The organism is Flavivirga rizhaonensis, assembly GCF_004791695.1.
GTDB lineage: Bacteria > Bacteroidota > Bacteroidia > Flavobacteriales > Flavobacteriaceae > Flavivirga > Flavivirga rizhaonensis.
Map to the genome: position 1 here is coordinate 71,663 of NZ_SRSO01000006.1, position 17,561 is coordinate 89,223.

Here is a 17,561-nt window from a genome sequence, read left to right on the forward strand (position 1 = left end):
TTCATTAACAGTCTTAGTTCTAAAAGCGAAGCGGTCTTTTTCTCTTGATTATAAATATTAAGAAGAATAAAAAAGAAATAAGAATATAGAATCAAGAACAAATATTTAATCATAGTTAAATATAAATATTGGTTTAAAATTATAAGAATAATAAAAGGAGTTAAGAACATAGAATCTAGAAAATAGACTTGATAATAGTTCAGTTCAAGTCTTGGTTCTAAATATTAAAAAGTCAAGATTTATGTTGAATTGTACAATAGTTTAAACAATTCTGTCATTCCTGCGAAGGCAGGAATCCACTAAAAAACTAGTAAATATAATAAGATTCCCGTCTTCACGGGAATGACAAAAAAGTATAGAAGATGAAACTCTGGGACAAAGGCATATCAATAGATAAAAAAATAGAACAATTCACTGTTGGGAACGATAGAGAAATCGATATCCATATTGCGAAGTACGATGTTATAGCATCTAAAGCACATGCTAAAATGCTTCAAAAAATTGGCATTATCACCGTTGAGGAATTGGTTGAATTGTTAGGTGGATTAAGGGTTTTAGAAACTCAGATTGAAAACGGAACCTTTGTTATCGATCCTCAGTTTGAAGATGTACATTCTAAAATAGAATTCGAACTCACAAAATCTTTAGGAGAAGTAGGTAAAAAAATCCATACAGCACGTTCTAGAAATGATCAGGTTTTGGTGGCTTTGCATTTGTATTATAAAGAGAATCTGGGTATAGTAAAAGAAAAAACAAAAACCTTCTTTACCACACTTCTTGAATTAGCAGAAACTCATAAAGATAAAGTATTACCAGGGTATACGCACTTACAAGTGGCCATGCCATCATCATTTGGATTATGGTTCTCTGCCTATGCAGAATTAATGATAGACGATGTATACTTACTAAATGCCGCCATACAAACAGTAGATCAGAATCCATTAGGTTCAGCTGCAGGTTACGGAAGTTCATTCCCTATCGATAGAGAATTAACTACCAAAGAAATGGACTTTTCCACCTTAAAATACAATGTAGTAGCCGCCCAAATGAGCCGAGGAAAAAGTGAGCGTACCATAGCAGCCAGTTTAGGGAGCCTATGTAATACGATGTCTCGTTTCGCTATGGACATCTGTTTGTATATGAGTCAGAATTTTGGATTTATTTCCTTTCCAGATGAATTAACTACGGGGAGTAGTATCATGCCTCATAAAAAGAACCCCGATGTATTTGAATTAATTCGAGGAAAGTGTAATAAAATACAAGCCTTACAAAGCGAAATGATTTTAATAACCAATAATTTACCAAGTGGATATCATAGAGATTTTCAGTTATTAAAAGAGAACATTATTGCAGCTTTTGAAGAAGTAAAAGATATTCTGGATATTTTTAATTATTCCATCCAACAAATCATTGTAAAAGATGTAGATATCAATAGCGATTTGTATAAATATTTATTTACGGTAGATAATATAAATACATTGGTTGTAGAAGGGCAAAGCTTTAGAGAAGCTTACCAGAAAATTGGTGGAGAAGTACAAGATGGTACTTATGTTCCTGATACCTCTAAGCATCATACTCATGTTGGGAGTATTCATAATTTAAGTTTAGATAAAATTCGCGCTAAGTTTCCTGATTAATTTAACCAGTTAAAAGTGAACACTAAATATAATGTTTGGTTATTTCTAAGCAATTGATTAGTTTTGTTTTGTAATTAATGTAAATTCGATATGATGATTCTATGTTTGGTTAAAAATAAGTCGATTACGTTAATATGTCAGGTTGAGCGCAGTCGAAATCTATAAAGAGTTATTGATTTTTAAAACCTTTCGACTTGTTTCACAAGCTACTTTCAATAAAAATATATTTTCATTTCAGTAATGCTCAAGGTGACAAATGCTAATATTAGTAGATTTTTCTATAAAATAGATTAACTCACGTTAATTAGAAATAATGGCAAGAAAAAAGGAATATATTGAAGAAGAAGTTATAGAAAAGGCCATGAACTTGTTTTGGCGTAATGGGTATGAAACCACTTCTGTTCGTATGTTAGAAAAAGAAATGGGAATAAACCAATTTTCTATGTATTCCAGTTTTGGGAACAAGCAAGGCGTCTTTTTAGAGAGCGTTAAATGCTATAAAAAGAAGGCAAAAGAAGCCCTTGTCGATAAACTCAAACAGTCTACTAATGGCGTAGAAGCCATAAAAGAATACTTTTACAATTTTATTGAGTTCTCTAAAGATACAAAGACTAACAAAGGTTGTTTATTGACCAATACAGTAAACGAGTTAGGAGAACATGCCGATACGGTAATCATGTCCGAAATTATAAAATTTGCTACCGATATTAAATCACACATCATAAAAAAATTAGAAACTGATAAACAAAAGGATTCAGAAACAATAGCAAAGCAAGCCAATTATTTAATGGTTTCCTTACAAGGTTTATCTGTGGCCTCTAAAATGTTTGAAAAGCAACAATTAGAAGATTTTATTGAGAGTGCTTTCGAAAGCCTTTAAACTTTTTTAAATATAAAACTAAGCAATTGCTTAGTAATAATAATTTAAATAAATAATAATCATGAGTACAATTAAAATGATAAATTTAGAACCTAAAACAATTGAAACAGCCGATGCTATTTCTAGTGAAATTTTAAAAACGACCCAAAATAAATTAGGATTAATCCCTAATATGTATGCAGGTATGGCTTGTTAGATGACTATGTAGCAGCCTATAATTCGTTTAGAGCGAATTCTGGTTTTACACCCCAGGAACAAGAGGTTGTGTTTTTATCGATCGCTTATGTAAATAACTGTACTTATTGTATGGCAGCACATAGTTTTGTAGGAGATAATATGACACATGTGCCTGTTGAGGTTACCGATGCCATTAGAAGCAATTCTGATATTCCAGATGTTAAACTTAAAGCGTTAAGTTTATTTGCAAAGTCAGTAACAATGAATCGTGGCTTACCTACAGAAACAGATATTGAGAATTTTTTAAGTGCAGGGTATACCCAAAACCATATTTTAGCCGTGATTTCAGGTGTTGGAGTAAAAACAATGAGTAATTACTTCAATCATATTTTTAATACCCCTATTGACGATGCTTTTAAAGGTAGAGTTTGGGAAAAGAACTAGTCCAATTTTGTTCCATTAAGTAATATAATAAATAGGAGAGTACCTTAAAAAGTGTCATTCAGAACGAAGTGAAGCATCTCTTTGAAAAGAACACTCTTTAAGGTCTCCTCTTTTTTAAATGTTTATCATGTACGATAAATATTTAAGTAATAGATCATATATTTTGTATAGAAAAACGTGTGTTAAATTTTCTGAATAAAGTATTATTGCAATTAATATTAAGTAAATTAGAACCTAGTTAAATAAACGAATAATTAGGTTTAAAAATGAAAAAACGATTAGTACTTCTTAGTTTCTGTTTTATGTTCTCTTTCTCAAATTTTGCACAAACAGGAAAGGTCTTCGATAAATTATCTCACACCAGTAAAATTTTAAAAGGCGATCGAAATTTTGCCATTTATCTACCACCAGATTACGAAACGTCTCAAAGAGATTATCCTGTTTTATATTTATTGCATGGTGCAGGTGATGATCAAACAGGTTGGGTGCAGTTTGGAGAAGTGCTACATATTACAGATAAAGCCATAAAAGAAGGCAAAGCAACCCCTATGATTATCGTTATGCCTGATGCAAAAACGAAACGTTTAGGCTATTTTAATGACGCAAGAGGCGACTGGAACTACGAAGATTATTTTTTTGAAGAATTGATGCCTTATGTAGAAACGACCTATCGTATAAAAAGAGAAAAACGCTATAGAGCCGTTGCAGGATTGTCTATGGGCGGTGGAGGCTCTTTTATGTATGCATTACATCATCCCGAATTATTTTCGTCGGCATGTCCGTTAAGTGCTTATACAGGGCCATTAACTGTTGATGAAGTAAAAAAAATGGCAAAACAGTATTATAACTTAGAAATCAGTGATGCCGATGCAGAAAAATATTATTCAACGCATAGTGCGTTACCGCTCATAGAATCCATGACTAAAAAACAGGTTGAATCTGTAAAATGGTATATCGATTGTGGTGATGACGATTTTCTATACGAAGGAAATAGCTTGGTACATATCGCGCTTCGAAAAAAGAAAGTGCATCATGAATTTCGAATTAGAAATGGCGGACATACCTGGACGTATTGGAGAGAATCACTTCCTGAGGTTTTAGAATTTGTATCGAATACATTTCACCAGAAATAATAAAAAAATAACTTAATTTAACACCTAATATATAAGTGTCTTATGCAGAATTTGCTTCTGTATTGAAATGTTAAATGCTATTGGAGCAAACTTAATAACGATTTCACCAATTGGTAAAAGAAGAAATATATTTCAATTTAAATTTGGTAAACTTTTTTATCATTTCTGGATTGATTCAAAATTTCATACTAGCAGGAATTCTGTTTTTTAGGAAAAGGGATAGGCTTTTAGCAAATAGATTTTTAGCGATAACAATATGTATTGTCAATTTACATCTAACCTATTTAATGGTTTTGGATACTAATCTTGACAATTTTTCCCCTTTCTTACTTTGGATGCCCTATTCGTATCTAACAGCCGTTGGTCCACTAATATTTTTTTATACAAGAGCCTATACCGATACAGGTTTCAATATTTCAAGCATACATAATTAAACACTTTTTTCCATTAATGGCTGAAATTGGTGTACAAATAATTATGATAACCTATGGTATTAGGTACAATCAGCTCTTTTACAACACACCACCATATTTTTATTTAACACCATTGTTTTATATATGGACTGCTGGTTCCATTTTTTATTATTTGCGTCTTTCTCTTAAGATTATCAATAATCACGAAATTTGGGTGTTGAAAAACTTCTCTAATCTTAAAGAAATAACGCTTAAATGGTTAAGAAAATTAATTGTTTATTATCGTTTACTATGGATAGTTTGGGTGCCTTTTGTCACTGTATTTTTATTGTTTTTTAGATTTCAGTTATTACATTTTATTATTGTTCTGATACTTTATTTTTTAATGCTTGTTTTAACATACCTCACCTTTTGGATAGGATTAGAAGGTTTGGGGCGTGGAAATTTTATCTTTATAAATCAGAATAAAGGAAAAACAAAGAATAAGAATTTTACTCATCTTACAGAAAAAAATATACAGGATTATATTGAAAGAATAACTCAACTTATGATTGTAGAAAAAATATACTTAAATGAAAATTTAAATCTTACTGAGTTTGCATGGTATCTTAAAGCTGACCCTAATTTAATTTCGTTTATCTTGAATAACCACTTAAATAATAACTTTTACGACTTTGTGAATCGTTACAGAATTGAAGAGGTAAAAAATAAATTGAACGATCCCGCTTGTAAACATTTTACCTTATTAGGGATAGCGCTTGATTCTGGTTTCAATTCAAAGACGACATTTAATAGGGTATTTAAACAGGTCACTGGAATTACACCCACAGAATTTCAGAAAACTATTCCAAATAAGAATTAGAAAATAGGTTCCATCCCTCATATTGGGACGCTTTCAAATGATACATTTTGTTGTTTTGAAGAAACATTTAAATCGAAACAATAAATTCATGAAAAAACTAATATTAACCCTGTTTACACTTTCCGCTTTTGTTTGCAATGGACGAATAGAAAAAAGCAAAAATGAAGAAAGCCTGATAAGAAAAATTTTAACAGATCCTTCTTCCGAAGAAATACAAGAAGTTCTTTTTGAGCTCAAAAAACAAGACTTATCTCCTAAAAATGTCGTTATTCAAGATTCAATACTACTTTCTAATACAAATACATTATACATACTTTCTCATAAAGTACATGGTAATAAACATTATGGAGCAGTGATTATTCCAAACCGAAACGACATCAAAAAGTTACCAGTAATTATTTTCGCAACAGGCGGAGATGGCATGCACAATCAATTTGATATCACTCAGGATTTTAATCATAATGCAGCTCAGTTTCCGAGTTTCTTAGGAGAAGAGTTGGATAAGAAATTTATTGTTGTAATACCATCATTTAGAGGGCAACAGATGATAATTGATGACAAAAAATATCAGTCTGAGGGAAACGTTGGAGATGCATTTGATGGAGCAACAACCGATGCGCTATCATTTTTAAATGTGAGTATTAAAACGTTTAGTCAGATAGACGAAAACCTTATAGCGATTTATGGAGGAAGCAGAGGAGGAACAGTAGCGCTATTAGCTTCTTCACGAGATAAACGAATACAAAGAGCAATTGTAGTTGCGACGCCTACTGATATGAAAAAGTTATATTTATTATATTCAGAACAATTTAAATTGCTATTTTTTAATGATTTATTAATTGGAAAAATAACAGAAAAAGAAGCTAGAAAGAAGTTTATATCTATATCTCCAATTCACTTCATTAAGCAATTACCAATGGTACAATTACATCATGATAAAAATGACCCATTTGTACCTGTAGAATTCGCGAAAATATTAGTAGAAAACATGAAAGCGAATAAAAAACCTGTTGATTCTTATTTTTATGATGAAGGAATTCATGGCTTTTGGAATGATGAAAATTATTGGAAACGGGTACAAGATTTCATCAGGCCACTATTAGATTAGTAAGAGGAAGCGTAGCTAAAATGTTATGAGCAATTACTACAATAACCAGATATTAACCCATTGAAAGCTTCTGTAGTATATCCCTTTGGTAAAGACACGTCAATTTCGTTTTTAAGACACTCCACTTTGCCACATTTAAGACATTTGAAATGAAAATGATTATGACTATGTTGCTTTTTTTCTTTATCGCAATTTAAGCAGAAGGCGAAATATTGCTTGCCATCATCACCAATAACTTTATGTACCAAACCATCATCACTAAATCGGTTCAAAACGCGATAAATAGTTGCTCTATCAATCTTTGTAGTTAATTTAGCTTGCAGCATGTCATGGTTTAAAGCTGAATTGGAGTCTTTTAAGATCTCCAAAATTTCTTCCTGTGATTGCGTTTTCCTTCTTTTCATAATTATTTAATGCGACTTTATTGCATTAATATGTTTTTTAGTATTTTTATCGAAAAATTATTGTAGAGTAAATTTTTTATTAGTCTCTACAAAATTAAAAACTTAAAGATAGTAAAAATGACAAATAATAATTTTGATGTAATTATTGTTGGAGGTAGTTACTCAGGGCTTTCAGCAGCTATGGCATTAGGTAGATCGTTGAGAGATGTTTTGATTATAGATAACGGGAAACCTTGTAACAGACAAACACCACATTCGCATAATTTTCTAACTCAAGACGGTCAAACCCCAAAAGATATTACAATGAAGGCGAGAGAGCAGGTTGAAAAATATGAATCTGTGAGGTTTTATAATGGATTTGCAACTAACGGTGTAAAAACTCAAAATAGTTTTGAAATAGAAACACAATCAGGAGATAGATTCACGTCAGAGAAATTAATTTTTGCTACAGGAGTTAAAGATATTATGCCAGACATAGAAGGCTTTTCAGAAAGTTGGGGTATTTCTGTTATACATTGCCCTTATTGTCATGGGTATGAAGTGAAACATGAAAAAACGGGTATATTAGGGAACGGAGAGTATGGTTTTGAATTTTCTAAAATGATTAATAATTGGACAAAAGATCTTACGCTTTTTACTAACGGAAAATCAACTTTGACTGAAGAACAAACAACAAAATTAGAGGCACATGATATAAAAATAGTTGAAGAAGAGATTGATAGTTTTGAGCAAATTAAAGGTCAAATTAAAAATGTGATTTTTAAAAATGGGTCAAAAAGGTCATTAAAAGCCATATACGCTAGAACATCTTTTGTTCAACAGTCAGATATTCCAAAAACACTAGGTTGTGAATTAACAGAGGAAGGATATATCTCAGTAGATCCTTTTCAAAGGACTACTGTTCAAGGTATATATGCTTGTGGTGATAATACAACATTTAAGCGTTCTGTGTCAAATGCAGTAGCCATGGGGACTTCTGCAGGAGCTATAGCTAATAAAGAAATCATTGATGAAGCGTTTTAAAATGCTTTGAAATTTATGGACTCTCAAAAACACTAAACTTATATTCGATAAGCAAATAATGAGTAAAGAGAATATAGAAATAGAGCGTATTATTTTTTTAATGATATAAATTAAAAAAGCACACCGTTTAGATGTGCTTTTCGTAAATCCCAATAATTTTAATTTGGTGACTAACTCAAATAATTAAATGATTGTGGACTGTCCTAAATGTATGTTTGTAAAATTTAAATTAGTTTCTTCTGGGTTATTTATAAAATCTTCTATAAAATCACCAACTTTAGTGGTGGTTATATGATCGTACTTTGTATTTAAATCGGGTGTTGTTATATGAAGCTTTAACGATTTATCAACACCCTCTCTAATTAAATCTGCTTCTTCATGTAACTCAAAATGATCTAATAACATAGCAGCCGATAAAATAGATGCAATTGGATTAGCAATTCCTTTATTAGCAGCTTTTGTATAAGCACCATGTATAGGTTCGAACATAGCATATTTGTCGCCAAAAGATGCCGAAGCTAATAAACCTATAGAACCTACAATAACACTGGCCTCTTCAGATAAAATATCTCCAAACATGTTTTCGGTTAAAATAACATCAAACTGTCTTGGATTAATAATAAGTTCCATTGCAGCATTATCTATATAAAGATAATCTAATTTTACGTCGGGATACTTTGGAGCTAATTCCTGAATTACTTTTCGCCATAAACGAGAACTTGCCAAAACATTGGCTTTATCTACCAATGTTAATTTGCGTTTTCTGGATTGAGCTGCTTTAAATGCTAAATGAGCAATACGCTCAATTTCAAAACGTGTATATTCACAAATATCCGATGCAGTATTGCCATCTTCACTTAACTTTTTTTCTCCAAAATAAATGCCACTTGTCAGTTCTCGGTATATAAGAATATTAGTATCCTTAATTTGCTTTTTCTTTAAAGAGGATTTGTTTAACAAATCTTCATAAGCTATAACAGGTCTTATATTAGTATATAAATCCAAAACTTTACGAAGGCCTAGAAGACCTTGTTCTGGTCGTATTTCTGCATTAGGATCCATATCATATTTTGTATTACCAATAGCACCAAATAAAATAGCATCTGCGTTTTCGCAAATGCTTATGGTTTCTTCTGGTAATGGATCTCCTGTTTTGTCTATTGCTGAAGCACCTACTAATCCAGTTTCGAAAGTAAATATATGGTTAAACTCCATAGCAATAGCTTTCAAAACCTTGACGGCTTGTTCTATGACTTCTGGACCTATACCATCACCTGGTAAAACGGCAATATTTAATTTCATTTCAATTATTTACTTTTGTTCATTCCTGCAAAGGCGGGAATCCCTCGTTCTAAGCAGAAGTAATTTCGTGATATACTTTGCTGTTTTCTATTATTTGATGGATATCACTATCATTAACTTCTTTCTTTTTGTCGGCAAAATTTAAGAAATTTATATAAATTTCATCCAACTGAAGTTTTGTTAATTCGTATCCAATATTTTTTGCTCTATATGCTAAAGCGGCTCTACCACTTCTAGCTGTTAATACAATAGCCGATTCTGTTACACCAACATCTTTAGGGTCTATAATTTCGTAAGTTTCACGATTTTTAATAACGCCATCTTGATGAATTCCAGAACTGTGCGCAAATGCATTAGCACCAACAATAGCCTTGTTAGGTTGTGTGTAAATACCCATGCTATCTGAAACCAATTGACTAATACCGTAAAGCATCTCAGTTTGTATTCTAGTATCTAGATTTAAATATGGGTGTTGTTTTAAAATCATTACTACTTCCTCTAAAGCCGTGTTTCCAGCACGTTCTCCAATACCATTAATAGTACATTCAATTTGTCTTGCACCGTTAATAACACCCTCAATAGAGTTGGCAGTTGCTAAACCTAAGTCGTTATGACAATGGCACGATAAAATAGCTTTATCAATCCCTTTTACATGCTCTTTTAAGTATTTAATCTTAGCACCATACTCATGTGGCAAACAATACCCAGTAGTGTCTGGAATGTTTAAAACAGTTGCGCCAGCTTTAATAACCGCTTCGCAAACACGTGCTAAATATTCGTTATCTGTTCTACCAGCATCTTCAGCATAAAACTCTACGTCTTCAACAAAAGATTTAGCATAGCTAACCGCTTTAACAGCACGTTCTATAATGTCCTCTTGGTTAGACTTAAACTTAAATTTTATATGAGACTCTGAAGTTCCAATACCAGTATGAATTCTTGGTGTTTTAGCATATTTTAATGCCTCAGCAGCTACTTTTATATCATTTTCAACAGATCGTGTTAAACCACAAACAGTTGCGTTTTTTACAATTTTAGAAATAGCCTCAACCGATTTAAAATCGCCAGGGCTCGATACAGGAAAACCAGCTTCAATAATATCAACTCCTAAATTATCTAGCTGTTCTGCAATGATTAACTTCTGTTCAGTATTTAATTTACAGCCAGGGACTTGCTCACCATCTCGTAGCGTAGTATCAAAAATTTGGACGTTATTATTAGACATTTTATTTAAATATATTTTCTTATTGTATTACGAATTTATATTTTGGTTTCCTAAAACCAGAATTGAAGCTTTCGTTTTTACGATGTTTAACCTTTGGATTGTCTAATTAAATAATTAATAATCAGCATTTTAGTGTTGTTTTTACAACTATGACAAGAGAGCAAAAAGATAATTTGTTTGTTTTAGTAAAGTCGCTATCTAAATCTGAAAAGAGGCAGTTTAAACTTTATGTAGGACGTTTAGGGGTAAATGAAGATTCAAAATTCTTGACACTTTTTAATATTCTTGATAAACTTTCCGTTTACGATGAGGCTACCATTCTTAAAAAGGGAATCGTAAAAAAACAGCAACTTTCTAATTTAAAGGCGCATTTATATAAACAAATTTTAATTAGTTTAAGATTAAACCCGTCTCATCAAAATATTAGAATTCAGATTCGGGAACAGTTAGATTTTGCTACTATTTTATATCATAAGGGGCTTTACAAACAAAGTTTAAAAATATTAGATAAAGCTAAAAGTTTAGCTATAGCCAATGAAGAAAAAAACATTGCTTATGAAATCGTAGAATTAGAAAAAATAATAGAATCTCAATATATAACCAGAAGTCTTAATAACAGAGCAGATGAATTATCTGTACAAGCAAAAGAATTGAGTCAGCAAAATGTTATAGCTAGTAAATTGTCTAATTTATCACTTCAATTATATGGTTTGTTTTTAAAAACAGGCTATATAAAAAATGATAAAGAAAATCAGAGAGTTACTAATTATTTTAATGATAGGTTACCAAAATATGATATTAATAAATTAGGTTTTAGAGAAAAACTTTGGCTATACAAAGCTTATTTATGGTATAGTTTTTTAACATCAGATTTTTTAGCTAGCTATAAGTACGCTTCCAAATGGGTAGATTTATTTTATAAAAATAAAGATATGATTATTTTGAATCCAGTCTTTTTTTTAAAGGGAAATCATTATTTACTCGAAGCATTATTTTATTTAAGGCAGTATGAAAAGTTTAAAGAAACACTTCTTAATTTAGAAGCCGTTACAAAAGAAAAATGGTTTCCTGTAGATGATAATGTGGACGGATTAGCTTTCTTATATATTTATAATAATAAGTTTAATCTACATTTTATCGATGGCAGCTTTAAAGATGGTTTACCATTAATAGATGAGATCTTAGAACGTTTAAGAAATTACAAAGATCGTATTGATGAACACCACATCATGGTATTCTATTATAAAATTGCGAGTATGTATTTTGGTGCAGGGGAGAATAAAAAGTGCATTTACTATTTAGAAAAAATAATAAGTAACAAATCCCTTCAAATGCGTGAAGACTTATTATGCTTTTCAAGAATTTTAAATCTTGTAGCGCATTATGAAGCAGGTCTGGATTATAACCTTGATGTTTTAATAAGAAGTACTTATAAGTTTTTAATTAAAATGGAAGACTTATATGAAGTGCAAAAAGAATTTATTAAATTTTTGAGAGGCTTGGGTGATATTTATCCTAATGAAGTGAAAAGAGAATTTATCAAACTTCATAAAAAACTAAAGCAATATGAAGATGATCCTTACCAAAGCCGTGCTTTCTTATATTTGGATATTATTTCGTGGTTAGAATCTAAAATTCAAAACAGACCAATAGACTTGGTTATTAGTGATAAATTTCATAGAAAACTGGGCGAAAAATAAATTTTTATAAAATTTTTCAAAAAAAATTAGGTTTTTAACTTTTTCTGAACGAATATTTGCAGTGAACTAATGTTGGTTTAAAAGAAAAAACTAAGATAAGTTCAAATACAAAGTTCAATCACTTATTGAGATGTTATCAAGAAAGGCGGAGGGATTAGACCCAATGAAACCTTAGCAACCCTTTATACGTAAAGAAGGTGCTAAATTCTACCCCGTCCTGAACTCGTTTCAGGATTATACGGATAGATAACCAAACGAAATTACTTTCAGTAATTTTAATTTTCTTTTTAACATTTTTCTATATAAGCACGCTATTCGTAGCATATTTGGCTTTTGGTTTAATCGTAAAGAATTTCTAAATATTTTCATTTAGATAACCTTTAAAAATGTCATTCCCGCATAGGCGAGAATCAATTAATTCAAAAATTAGAAAAATGAGTACACAAAAATTAGCAACAAACGCATTACATGCAGGACACGATGTAACAACAAACGGAGGTGCAAGAGCCGTTCCTATTTATCAAACAACATCGTATGTTTTTAATAATTCAGATCATGCTGCAAACCTATTTTCATTAAAAGAATTAGGATTTATATATACCAGACTTAATAACCCGACGAATCAAATTCTTCAAGAGCGTTTAGCAGCTGTAGAAGGGGGCATTGGAGCCGTAGTATTTGCTTCGGGAACTGCTGCTATTTCAACAGGACTATTAACGCTTTTAAAAGCTGGAGACCACATTGTAGCATCTAGCAGTTTATATGGAGGAACTTACAACCTACTTAGTGTAACATTACCAAGATTAGGTATTACGACGACATTTGTAGATGCTTCCAACCCAGATAATTTTAAAGACGCCGTACAAGATAATACGAGAGCCTTTTTTGTAGAATCGTTAGGGAATCCGAAATTGGATGTTTTAGATTTAGAAGCTATTGCTGTGCACTCTAAAGCAGCAGGTGTACCTTTTATTGTCGATAATACAGTGGCAACACCAGCGTTATTGAATCCATTAAAGCATGGAGCAAATATTGTAATTCACTCACTTACTAAATATATTGGAGGCCAAGGAACGTCATTGGGAGGTGCTATTATTGATGGAGGTACTTTTGATTGGGCAAACGGAAAATTCCCTGAATTTACGGAACCTTCAGCTGGATATCATGGATTAGTTTATAACGAAGCTTTAGGAGCAGCATCTTATACTTTTAAATTAATTTTAGAAGGATTAAGAGATTTTGGAGGTGCTTTAAGTCCAACAAATGCATTCAATATTATTCAGGGTTTAGAAACGTTAACAGTAAGAATAAAGCAGCATAGTGAAAACGCATTAGAGCTCGCAAAATGGTTGGAACAACAAGATGAAGTTGCTTGGGTAAACTATCCAGGTTTAGAAAGTAGCAAATACAAAGCTTTAGCCGATAAATATTTATCTAAAGGACAAAGTGGTATTGTTACATTTGGAGCAAAAGGCGGGTATGATGCTGCTAAGACGGTAGCAGACAAAACAAAAATATTTTCATTATTGGCTAATATTGGAGATACAAAGTCGCTTATCATTCATCCAGCGAGTACAACACATCAACAGTTAAATGATGAAGCACAAGAATCTGCAGGTGTAACACAAGATCTTATCAGGTTATCTGTAGGGTTAGAAGACATCGAAGATTTAAAAGCCGATTTAAAAGCTGTTTTCGCAACCTTGTAGGTTTTAAAATTAGTCAAGAAAAGAACATATTTTTAGACCTGTCAGGTTTTTAAAACCTGACAGGTCTAAATTAAAATAAAGAAGTATTTGGAAGATACATTACCACATATCATAATTAAAGATTTTACTACAGAAAGTAATACACAAAACACTGAAATAAAGTTGAGTTATCAGGTGTTTGGTAAATCCTTAGGTTCTGCACCTATCGTTTTGGTAAATCATGCCTTAACGGGGAATAGCAATGTAGCTGGAAATGATGGATGGTGGAAAGATTTGGTAGGCGATGATAAAGTCATTGATACAAAATTATACACCGTTTTAGCATTTAACATTCCTGGAAATGGTTTTGATGGATTTATAATTGATAACTATAAAGATTTTGTTGCCAGAGATGTTGCAACATTATTTTTAATAGGTCTTAAAGAATTAAATATTGAAAGGCTCTTCGCTATTATAGGAGGCTCTTTGGGAGGTGGTATTGCCTGGGAAATGGCTGTGATTAAACCAGATGTTACTGAGCATTTAATACCTGTAGCAACCGATTGGAAATCGACAGATTGGTTAATTGCCAATTGCCAGATACAAGAACAGTTTTTGTTAAATTCGAGAAACCCAGTACACGATGCCAGAATGCATGCCATGTTATGTTATCGTACTCCAGAATCATTCAAAGAACGTTTTCACCGTTCTAAAAATGAAGATTTAAAGATTTTTAATGTAGAAAGTTGGTTATTACATCATGGCAAAAAATTGCAAGAACGTTTTCAACTGTCGGCTTATAAATTGATGAATCAATTATTAAAAACGATCGATGTTACTAAAAATAGAGCCAACGATTTTAATGTTTTGGAACGCATCGATGCCAACATTCATATTGTAGGTGTAGATTCCGATTTATTTTTTACAGCAGAAGAGAACAGGCAAACCCATAAACAATTAGCATTGACACACCCCAATGTAACTTATAACGAAATACATTCGGTACATGGACATGATGCTTTTTTAATGGAATATGAACAACTAGAAAAAATTATAGAAGGCATTTTTGTGCCAGATTCTAAAAAAAGAAAAATGAAAGTATTAAAGTTTGGAGGAAAATCTTTAGCAAATGGAGATGGCTTGAATAAAGTTATTTCTATTGTTGAAAATAAGGTTAACAACGGTGAGCGGATTTCCGTTGTAGTTTCAGCAAGGGGAAATGCTACGGACGAACTGGAAGATATTTTAAATAAAGCTCTGAAAGGAGCATCTTTTCAAGACGAATTGGAAGCTTTTAAAACGTACCAAAAAGAACCGTTAAAAACCATAGATTTTTCTGAACAGTTTTCAATTCTTGATAAACTTTTTGAAGGTGTTAGTTTATTACGTGATTGTAGCCAAAAAACGAAAGATGAAATTTTGGCTCAAGGCGAATTGCTATCTATTAAATTGCTTTCAGAATTGCTTAATAAAAGGGGCATTAAAGCAAAAGCTACTGATTCCCGACAATTAATTAAAACGGATGATGCCTTTGGTAATGCGCAACCTATTTCACAATTAACTAAAGATAATATTCGCCATTATTTTAAGCAAAATAATGGTGATACCGTTAATATAGTCACAGGATTTATAGCGTCTAATTCGAAAAATGAAACGACTACCTTAGGGAGAAATGGAAGTAATTATACAGCTGCTTTATTAGCCAATTATTTGGATGCTGAAGAGCTGCAAAACTACACCCATGTAAATGGTATTTATACGGCAAATCCAGATTTGGTAGCCGATGCGCAAAAAATTAGGGAATTATCGTTTAGTGAAGCGAATGAGTTAGCTAATTTTGGAACAAACGTCTTACACGCTAAAACCATAATCCCTTTAGTGGAAAAGAACATTAATCTGCGTATTTTAAATACGTTTAATTCGGATGACGAAGGCACTTTAATTACTGCAAAACCAAGCTCTAAAGAAGTAACATCTCTGTCAGTTTTAGACAATGTAGCGTTGTTAAATCTAGAAGGGCGTGGCTTATTAGGTAAGATCGGGGTAGATGCCAGAATTTTTAAAGCGTTGAGTATTCATGATATTAGCGTGAGTATTATTTCCCAGGGATCATCAGAAAGAGGTATTGGATTAATTATAAATGCAGAACAAGCGACTCAAGCAGTTATTGCTCTAGAGCGTGAATTTGAAAACGATTTTTACTCACAAGACGTCAATAAGATTGAAATCATAGATGATGTGTCTGTAATATCCATTATAGGAATTGAATTAAGTTCGTTTCATAAACCATTTAATGCATTGATTAAAAACCAGATTACACCTTTACTATTTAATAATACGGTAACAGGCAGAAATGTAAGTTTGGTAGTTAAAAAGAATCAATTGCATAAAGCTATGAACGTGATTCATGGTGAGGTTTTCGGAATTTCAAAAAAGATAAATATTGCCATTTTTGGACATGGTTTAGTAGGAGGTGCTTTAATTAATCAGATTTTAAAGTCTAAAGATGATATAGAAAAAAGAAAAGGTATTAACTTGAATGTATTCGCCATTGCTAATTCAAGAAAACTCCTTTTAAATAAAAATGGCGTTGATAATAATTGGGAGGATGCTATAGAATCAACATCACAAGAAAGTTCCATCCAAGATATTATTGCTTTTGCAAAAGCGCATCATTTAGAGAACTTAATAGCTGTAGATAATACAGCAAGTTCAAATTTTCATTCAAACTATATCCCGTTGGTTGAAGCTGGTTTCGATTTGGTATCATCAAATAAAATAGCGAATACCATTTCGCATGAGTTTTATACGAAACTGCGTTTGCAATTAGATGAGCATAATAAACAGTATTTGTATGAAACTACAGTTGGCGCAGGATTACCATTAATTGATACGATTAAATTATTGCATGAATCCGGAGAAAATATTACCAGAATACGTGGTGTTTTCTCAGGAACATTAAGCTATTTATTTAATAACTTTTCAGTTCAGGATAAACCATTTAGTGTGATTGTTCGGGAAACTATAGATAAAGGTTTTACAGAGCCAGATCCAAGAGAAGATTTTTCCGGAAATGATGTTGCCAGAAAGTTATTAATATTAGCTAGAGAGTTAGATTTGCAAAATGAATTTGAAGATGTAGCCGTTCAGAATTTAATTCCGGAAGCTTATCAGAATATTTCAGTTCAGGAATTTTTAAAACAGTTAGATGTTTTAGATGAAGCATTCCAAAAAATAAAAGATGAACAGAAAGAAGGTCATGTATTAAGATATGTAGGTGATTTATTTGGCGATTTATCTCAAGATAAAGGGAATCTGGAAGTGAAATTAGTATCTATTCCAGAGGACAGTACATTGGGTCATGTAAAAGGATCGGATGCAATTTTCGAGATTTTCACAGAATCTTATGGTGAGCAACCCATTGTTATTCAAGGTGCAGGAGCAGGAGCAGAGGTAACAGCCAGAGGTGTTTTTGGAGATATTTTGAGGTTGTCTAAGCATATAAATTAAAAATAAATGTCAGTCTGAGCGCAGTCGAAGACATTATTGAGCCTTTCGTTTTTTA

General features: G+C 31.9%; 14 protein-coding genes and 1 riboswitch. Of the genes, 11 read left to right on the forward strand and 3 right to left on the reverse strand.

Annotated features, from left to right (window positions below):
* Nucleotides 1–362: 362 nt before the first annotated feature.
* The 7 genes from argH (at nucleotide 363) to EM932_RS05815 (ending at nucleotide 6,654) form a co-directional block, all read left to right on the forward strand.
* A complete protein-coding gene (gene argH / locus EM932_RS05790) occupies nucleotides 363–1,637 on the forward strand; it encodes an argininosuccinate lyase (RefSeq protein ID WP_135876235.1) in 1,275 nt (424 codons plus the stop codon).
* A 313-nt stretch (nucleotides 1,638–1,950) separates the two neighbouring features.
* Nucleotides 1,951–2,517: a TetR/AcrR family transcriptional regulator gene (locus EM932_RS05795; protein ID WP_135876236.1), complete on the forward strand. Its 567-nt coding sequence runs from the start codon at nucleotides 1,951–1,953 to the stop codon at nucleotides 2,515–2,517.
* A 61-nt stretch (nucleotides 2,518–2,578) separates the two neighbouring features.
* Nucleotides 2,579–2,713, forward strand: a complete 135-nt coding sequence (locus EM932_RS21300) for a hypothetical protein (RefSeq protein WP_262709939.1) — start codon at nucleotides 2,579–2,581, stop codon at nucleotides 2,711–2,713.
* Nucleotides 2,707–3,138, forward strand: coding sequence for a carboxymuconolactone decarboxylase family protein (locus tag EM932_RS05800; RefSeq protein ID WP_135876237.1), 432 nt, complete (start codon nucleotides 2,707–2,709; stop codon nucleotides 3,136–3,138). Before EM932_RS21300 ends, EM932_RS05800 begins: the two co-directional genes overlap by 7 nt.
* A 266-nt stretch (nucleotides 3,139–3,404) precedes the next feature.
* Nucleotides 3,405–4,271, forward strand: a complete 867-nt coding sequence (locus EM932_RS05805; protein WP_135876238.1) for an alpha/beta hydrolase — start codon at nucleotides 3,405–3,407, stop codon at nucleotides 4,269–4,271.
* 450 nt (nucleotides 4,272–4,721) lie between these two features.
* Nucleotides 4,722–5,546 carry a helix-turn-helix domain-containing protein gene (locus EM932_RS05810; RefSeq protein WP_135876239.1) on the forward strand — a complete coding sequence of 275 codons (825 nt, stop codon included), beginning with the start codon at nucleotides 4,722–4,724 and terminating at the stop codon, nucleotides 5,544–5,546.
* Nucleotides 5,547–5,634: 88 nt separating this feature from the next.
* Entirely contained in the window at nucleotides 5,635–6,654 is a 1,020-nt protein-coding gene (locus EM932_RS05815) for an alpha/beta hydrolase family protein (RefSeq protein ID WP_170179738.1), read from the forward strand.
* Between the two features lie 23 nt (nucleotides 6,655–6,677).
* On the opposite strand, the gene EM932_RS05820 is transcribed toward EM932_RS05815, so the two are convergent.
* Entirely contained in the window at nucleotides 6,678–7,058 is a 381-nt protein-coding gene (locus tag EM932_RS05820; protein WP_135876241.1) for a Fur family transcriptional regulator, read from the reverse strand.
* Between the two features lie 117 nt (nucleotides 7,059–7,175).
* On the opposite strand from EM932_RS05820, the gene EM932_RS05825 reads away from it, so the two are divergent.
* On the forward strand, nucleotides 7,176–8,081 hold the full coding sequence (locus tag EM932_RS05825; protein WP_135876242.1) for an NAD(P)/FAD-dependent oxidoreductase: 906 nt from the start codon (nucleotides 7,176–7,178) through the stop codon (nucleotides 8,079–8,081).
* Between the two features lie 183 nt (nucleotides 8,082–8,264).
* Here EM932_RS05825 and leuB read toward each other — a convergent pair whose 3' ends face one another.
* Nucleotides 8,265–9,383, reverse strand: a complete 1,119-nt coding sequence (gene leuB / locus EM932_RS05830; RefSeq protein WP_135876243.1) for a 3-isopropylmalate dehydrogenase — start codon at nucleotides 9,381–9,383, stop codon at nucleotides 8,265–8,267.
* 49 nt (nucleotides 9,384–9,432) lie between these two features.
* On the reverse strand, nucleotides 9,433–10,608 hold the full coding sequence (locus EM932_RS05835; protein ID WP_135876244.1) for a 2-isopropylmalate synthase: 1,176 nt from the start codon (nucleotides 10,606–10,608) through the stop codon (nucleotides 9,433–9,435).
* Between the two features lie 149 nt (nucleotides 10,609–10,757).
* Between EM932_RS05835 and EM932_RS05840 the strand changes: the two genes are divergently transcribed.
* From EM932_RS05840 to thrA, 3 genes are all read left to right on the forward strand, one after another.
* The gene (locus EM932_RS05840; RefSeq protein ID WP_135876245.1) at nucleotides 10,758–12,308 is read left to right on the forward strand and encodes a hypothetical protein; all 1,551 of its coding nucleotides are present in this window, start codon (nucleotides 10,758–10,760) and stop codon (nucleotides 12,306–12,308) included.
* Nucleotides 12,309–12,438: 130 nt separating this feature from the next.
* Nucleotides 12,439–12,561: riboswitch (SAM riboswitch) on the forward strand.
* A 181-nt stretch (nucleotides 12,562–12,742) separates the two neighbouring features.
* On the forward strand, nucleotides 12,743–14,017 hold the full coding sequence (locus EM932_RS05845) for an O-acetylhomoserine aminocarboxypropyltransferase/cysteine synthase family protein (RefSeq protein WP_135876246.1): 1,275 nt from the start codon (nucleotides 12,743–12,745) through the stop codon (nucleotides 14,015–14,017).
* 87 nt (nucleotides 14,018–14,104) lie between these two features.
* The gene (gene thrA, locus EM932_RS05850) at nucleotides 14,105–17,506 is read left to right on the forward strand and encodes a bifunctional aspartate kinase/homoserine dehydrogenase I (RefSeq protein ID WP_135876247.1); all 3,402 of its coding nucleotides are present in this window, start codon (nucleotides 14,105–14,107) and stop codon (nucleotides 17,504–17,506) included.
* Nucleotides 17,507–17,561: the final 55 nt, after the last annotated feature.

Coding starts and splice junctions, on each gene's coding strand:
- EM932_RS05810 (WP_135876239.1), top strand. CDS start 4,722: ATGGCTGAAATTGGTGTACAAATAATTATGATAACCTATGGTATTAGG.
- EM932_RS05845 (WP_135876246.1), top strand. CDS start 12,743: ATGAGTACACAAAAATTAGCAACAAACGCATTACATGCAGGACACGAT.
- EM932_RS05835 (WP_135876244.1), bottom strand. CDS start 10,608: ATGTCTAATAATAACGTCCAAATTTTTGATACTACGCTACGAGATGGT.
- EM932_RS05805 (WP_135876238.1), top strand. CDS start 3,405: ATGAAAAAACGATTAGTACTTCTTAGTTTCTGTTTTATGTTCTCTTTC.
- EM932_RS05825 (WP_135876242.1), top strand. CDS start 7,176: ATGACAAATAATAATTTTGATGTAATTATTGTTGGAGGTAGTTACTCA.
- EM932_RS05840 (WP_135876245.1), top strand. CDS start 10,758: ATGACAAGAGAGCAAAAAGATAATTTGTTTGTTTTAGTAAAGTCGCTA.
- EM932_RS05815 (WP_170179738.1), top strand. CDS start 5,635: ATGAAAAAACTAATATTAACCCTGTTTACACTTTCCGCTTTTGTTTGC.
- EM932_RS05795 (WP_135876236.1), top strand. CDS start 1,951: ATGGCAAGAAAAAAGGAATATATTGAAGAAGAAGTTATAGAAAAGGCC.
- EM932_RS21300 (WP_262709939.1), top strand. CDS start 2,579: ATGAGTACAATTAAAATGATAAATTTAGAACCTAAAACAATTGAAACA.
- leuB (WP_135876243.1), bottom strand. CDS start 9,383: ATGAAATTAAATATTGCCGTTTTACCAGGTGATGGTATAGGTCCAGAA.
- EM932_RS05820 (WP_135876241.1), bottom strand. CDS start 7,058: ATGAAAAGAAGGAAAACGCAATCACAGGAAGAAATTTTGGAGATCTTA.
- argH (WP_135876235.1), top strand. CDS start 363: ATGAAACTCTGGGACAAAGGCATATCAATAGATAAAAAAATAGAACAA.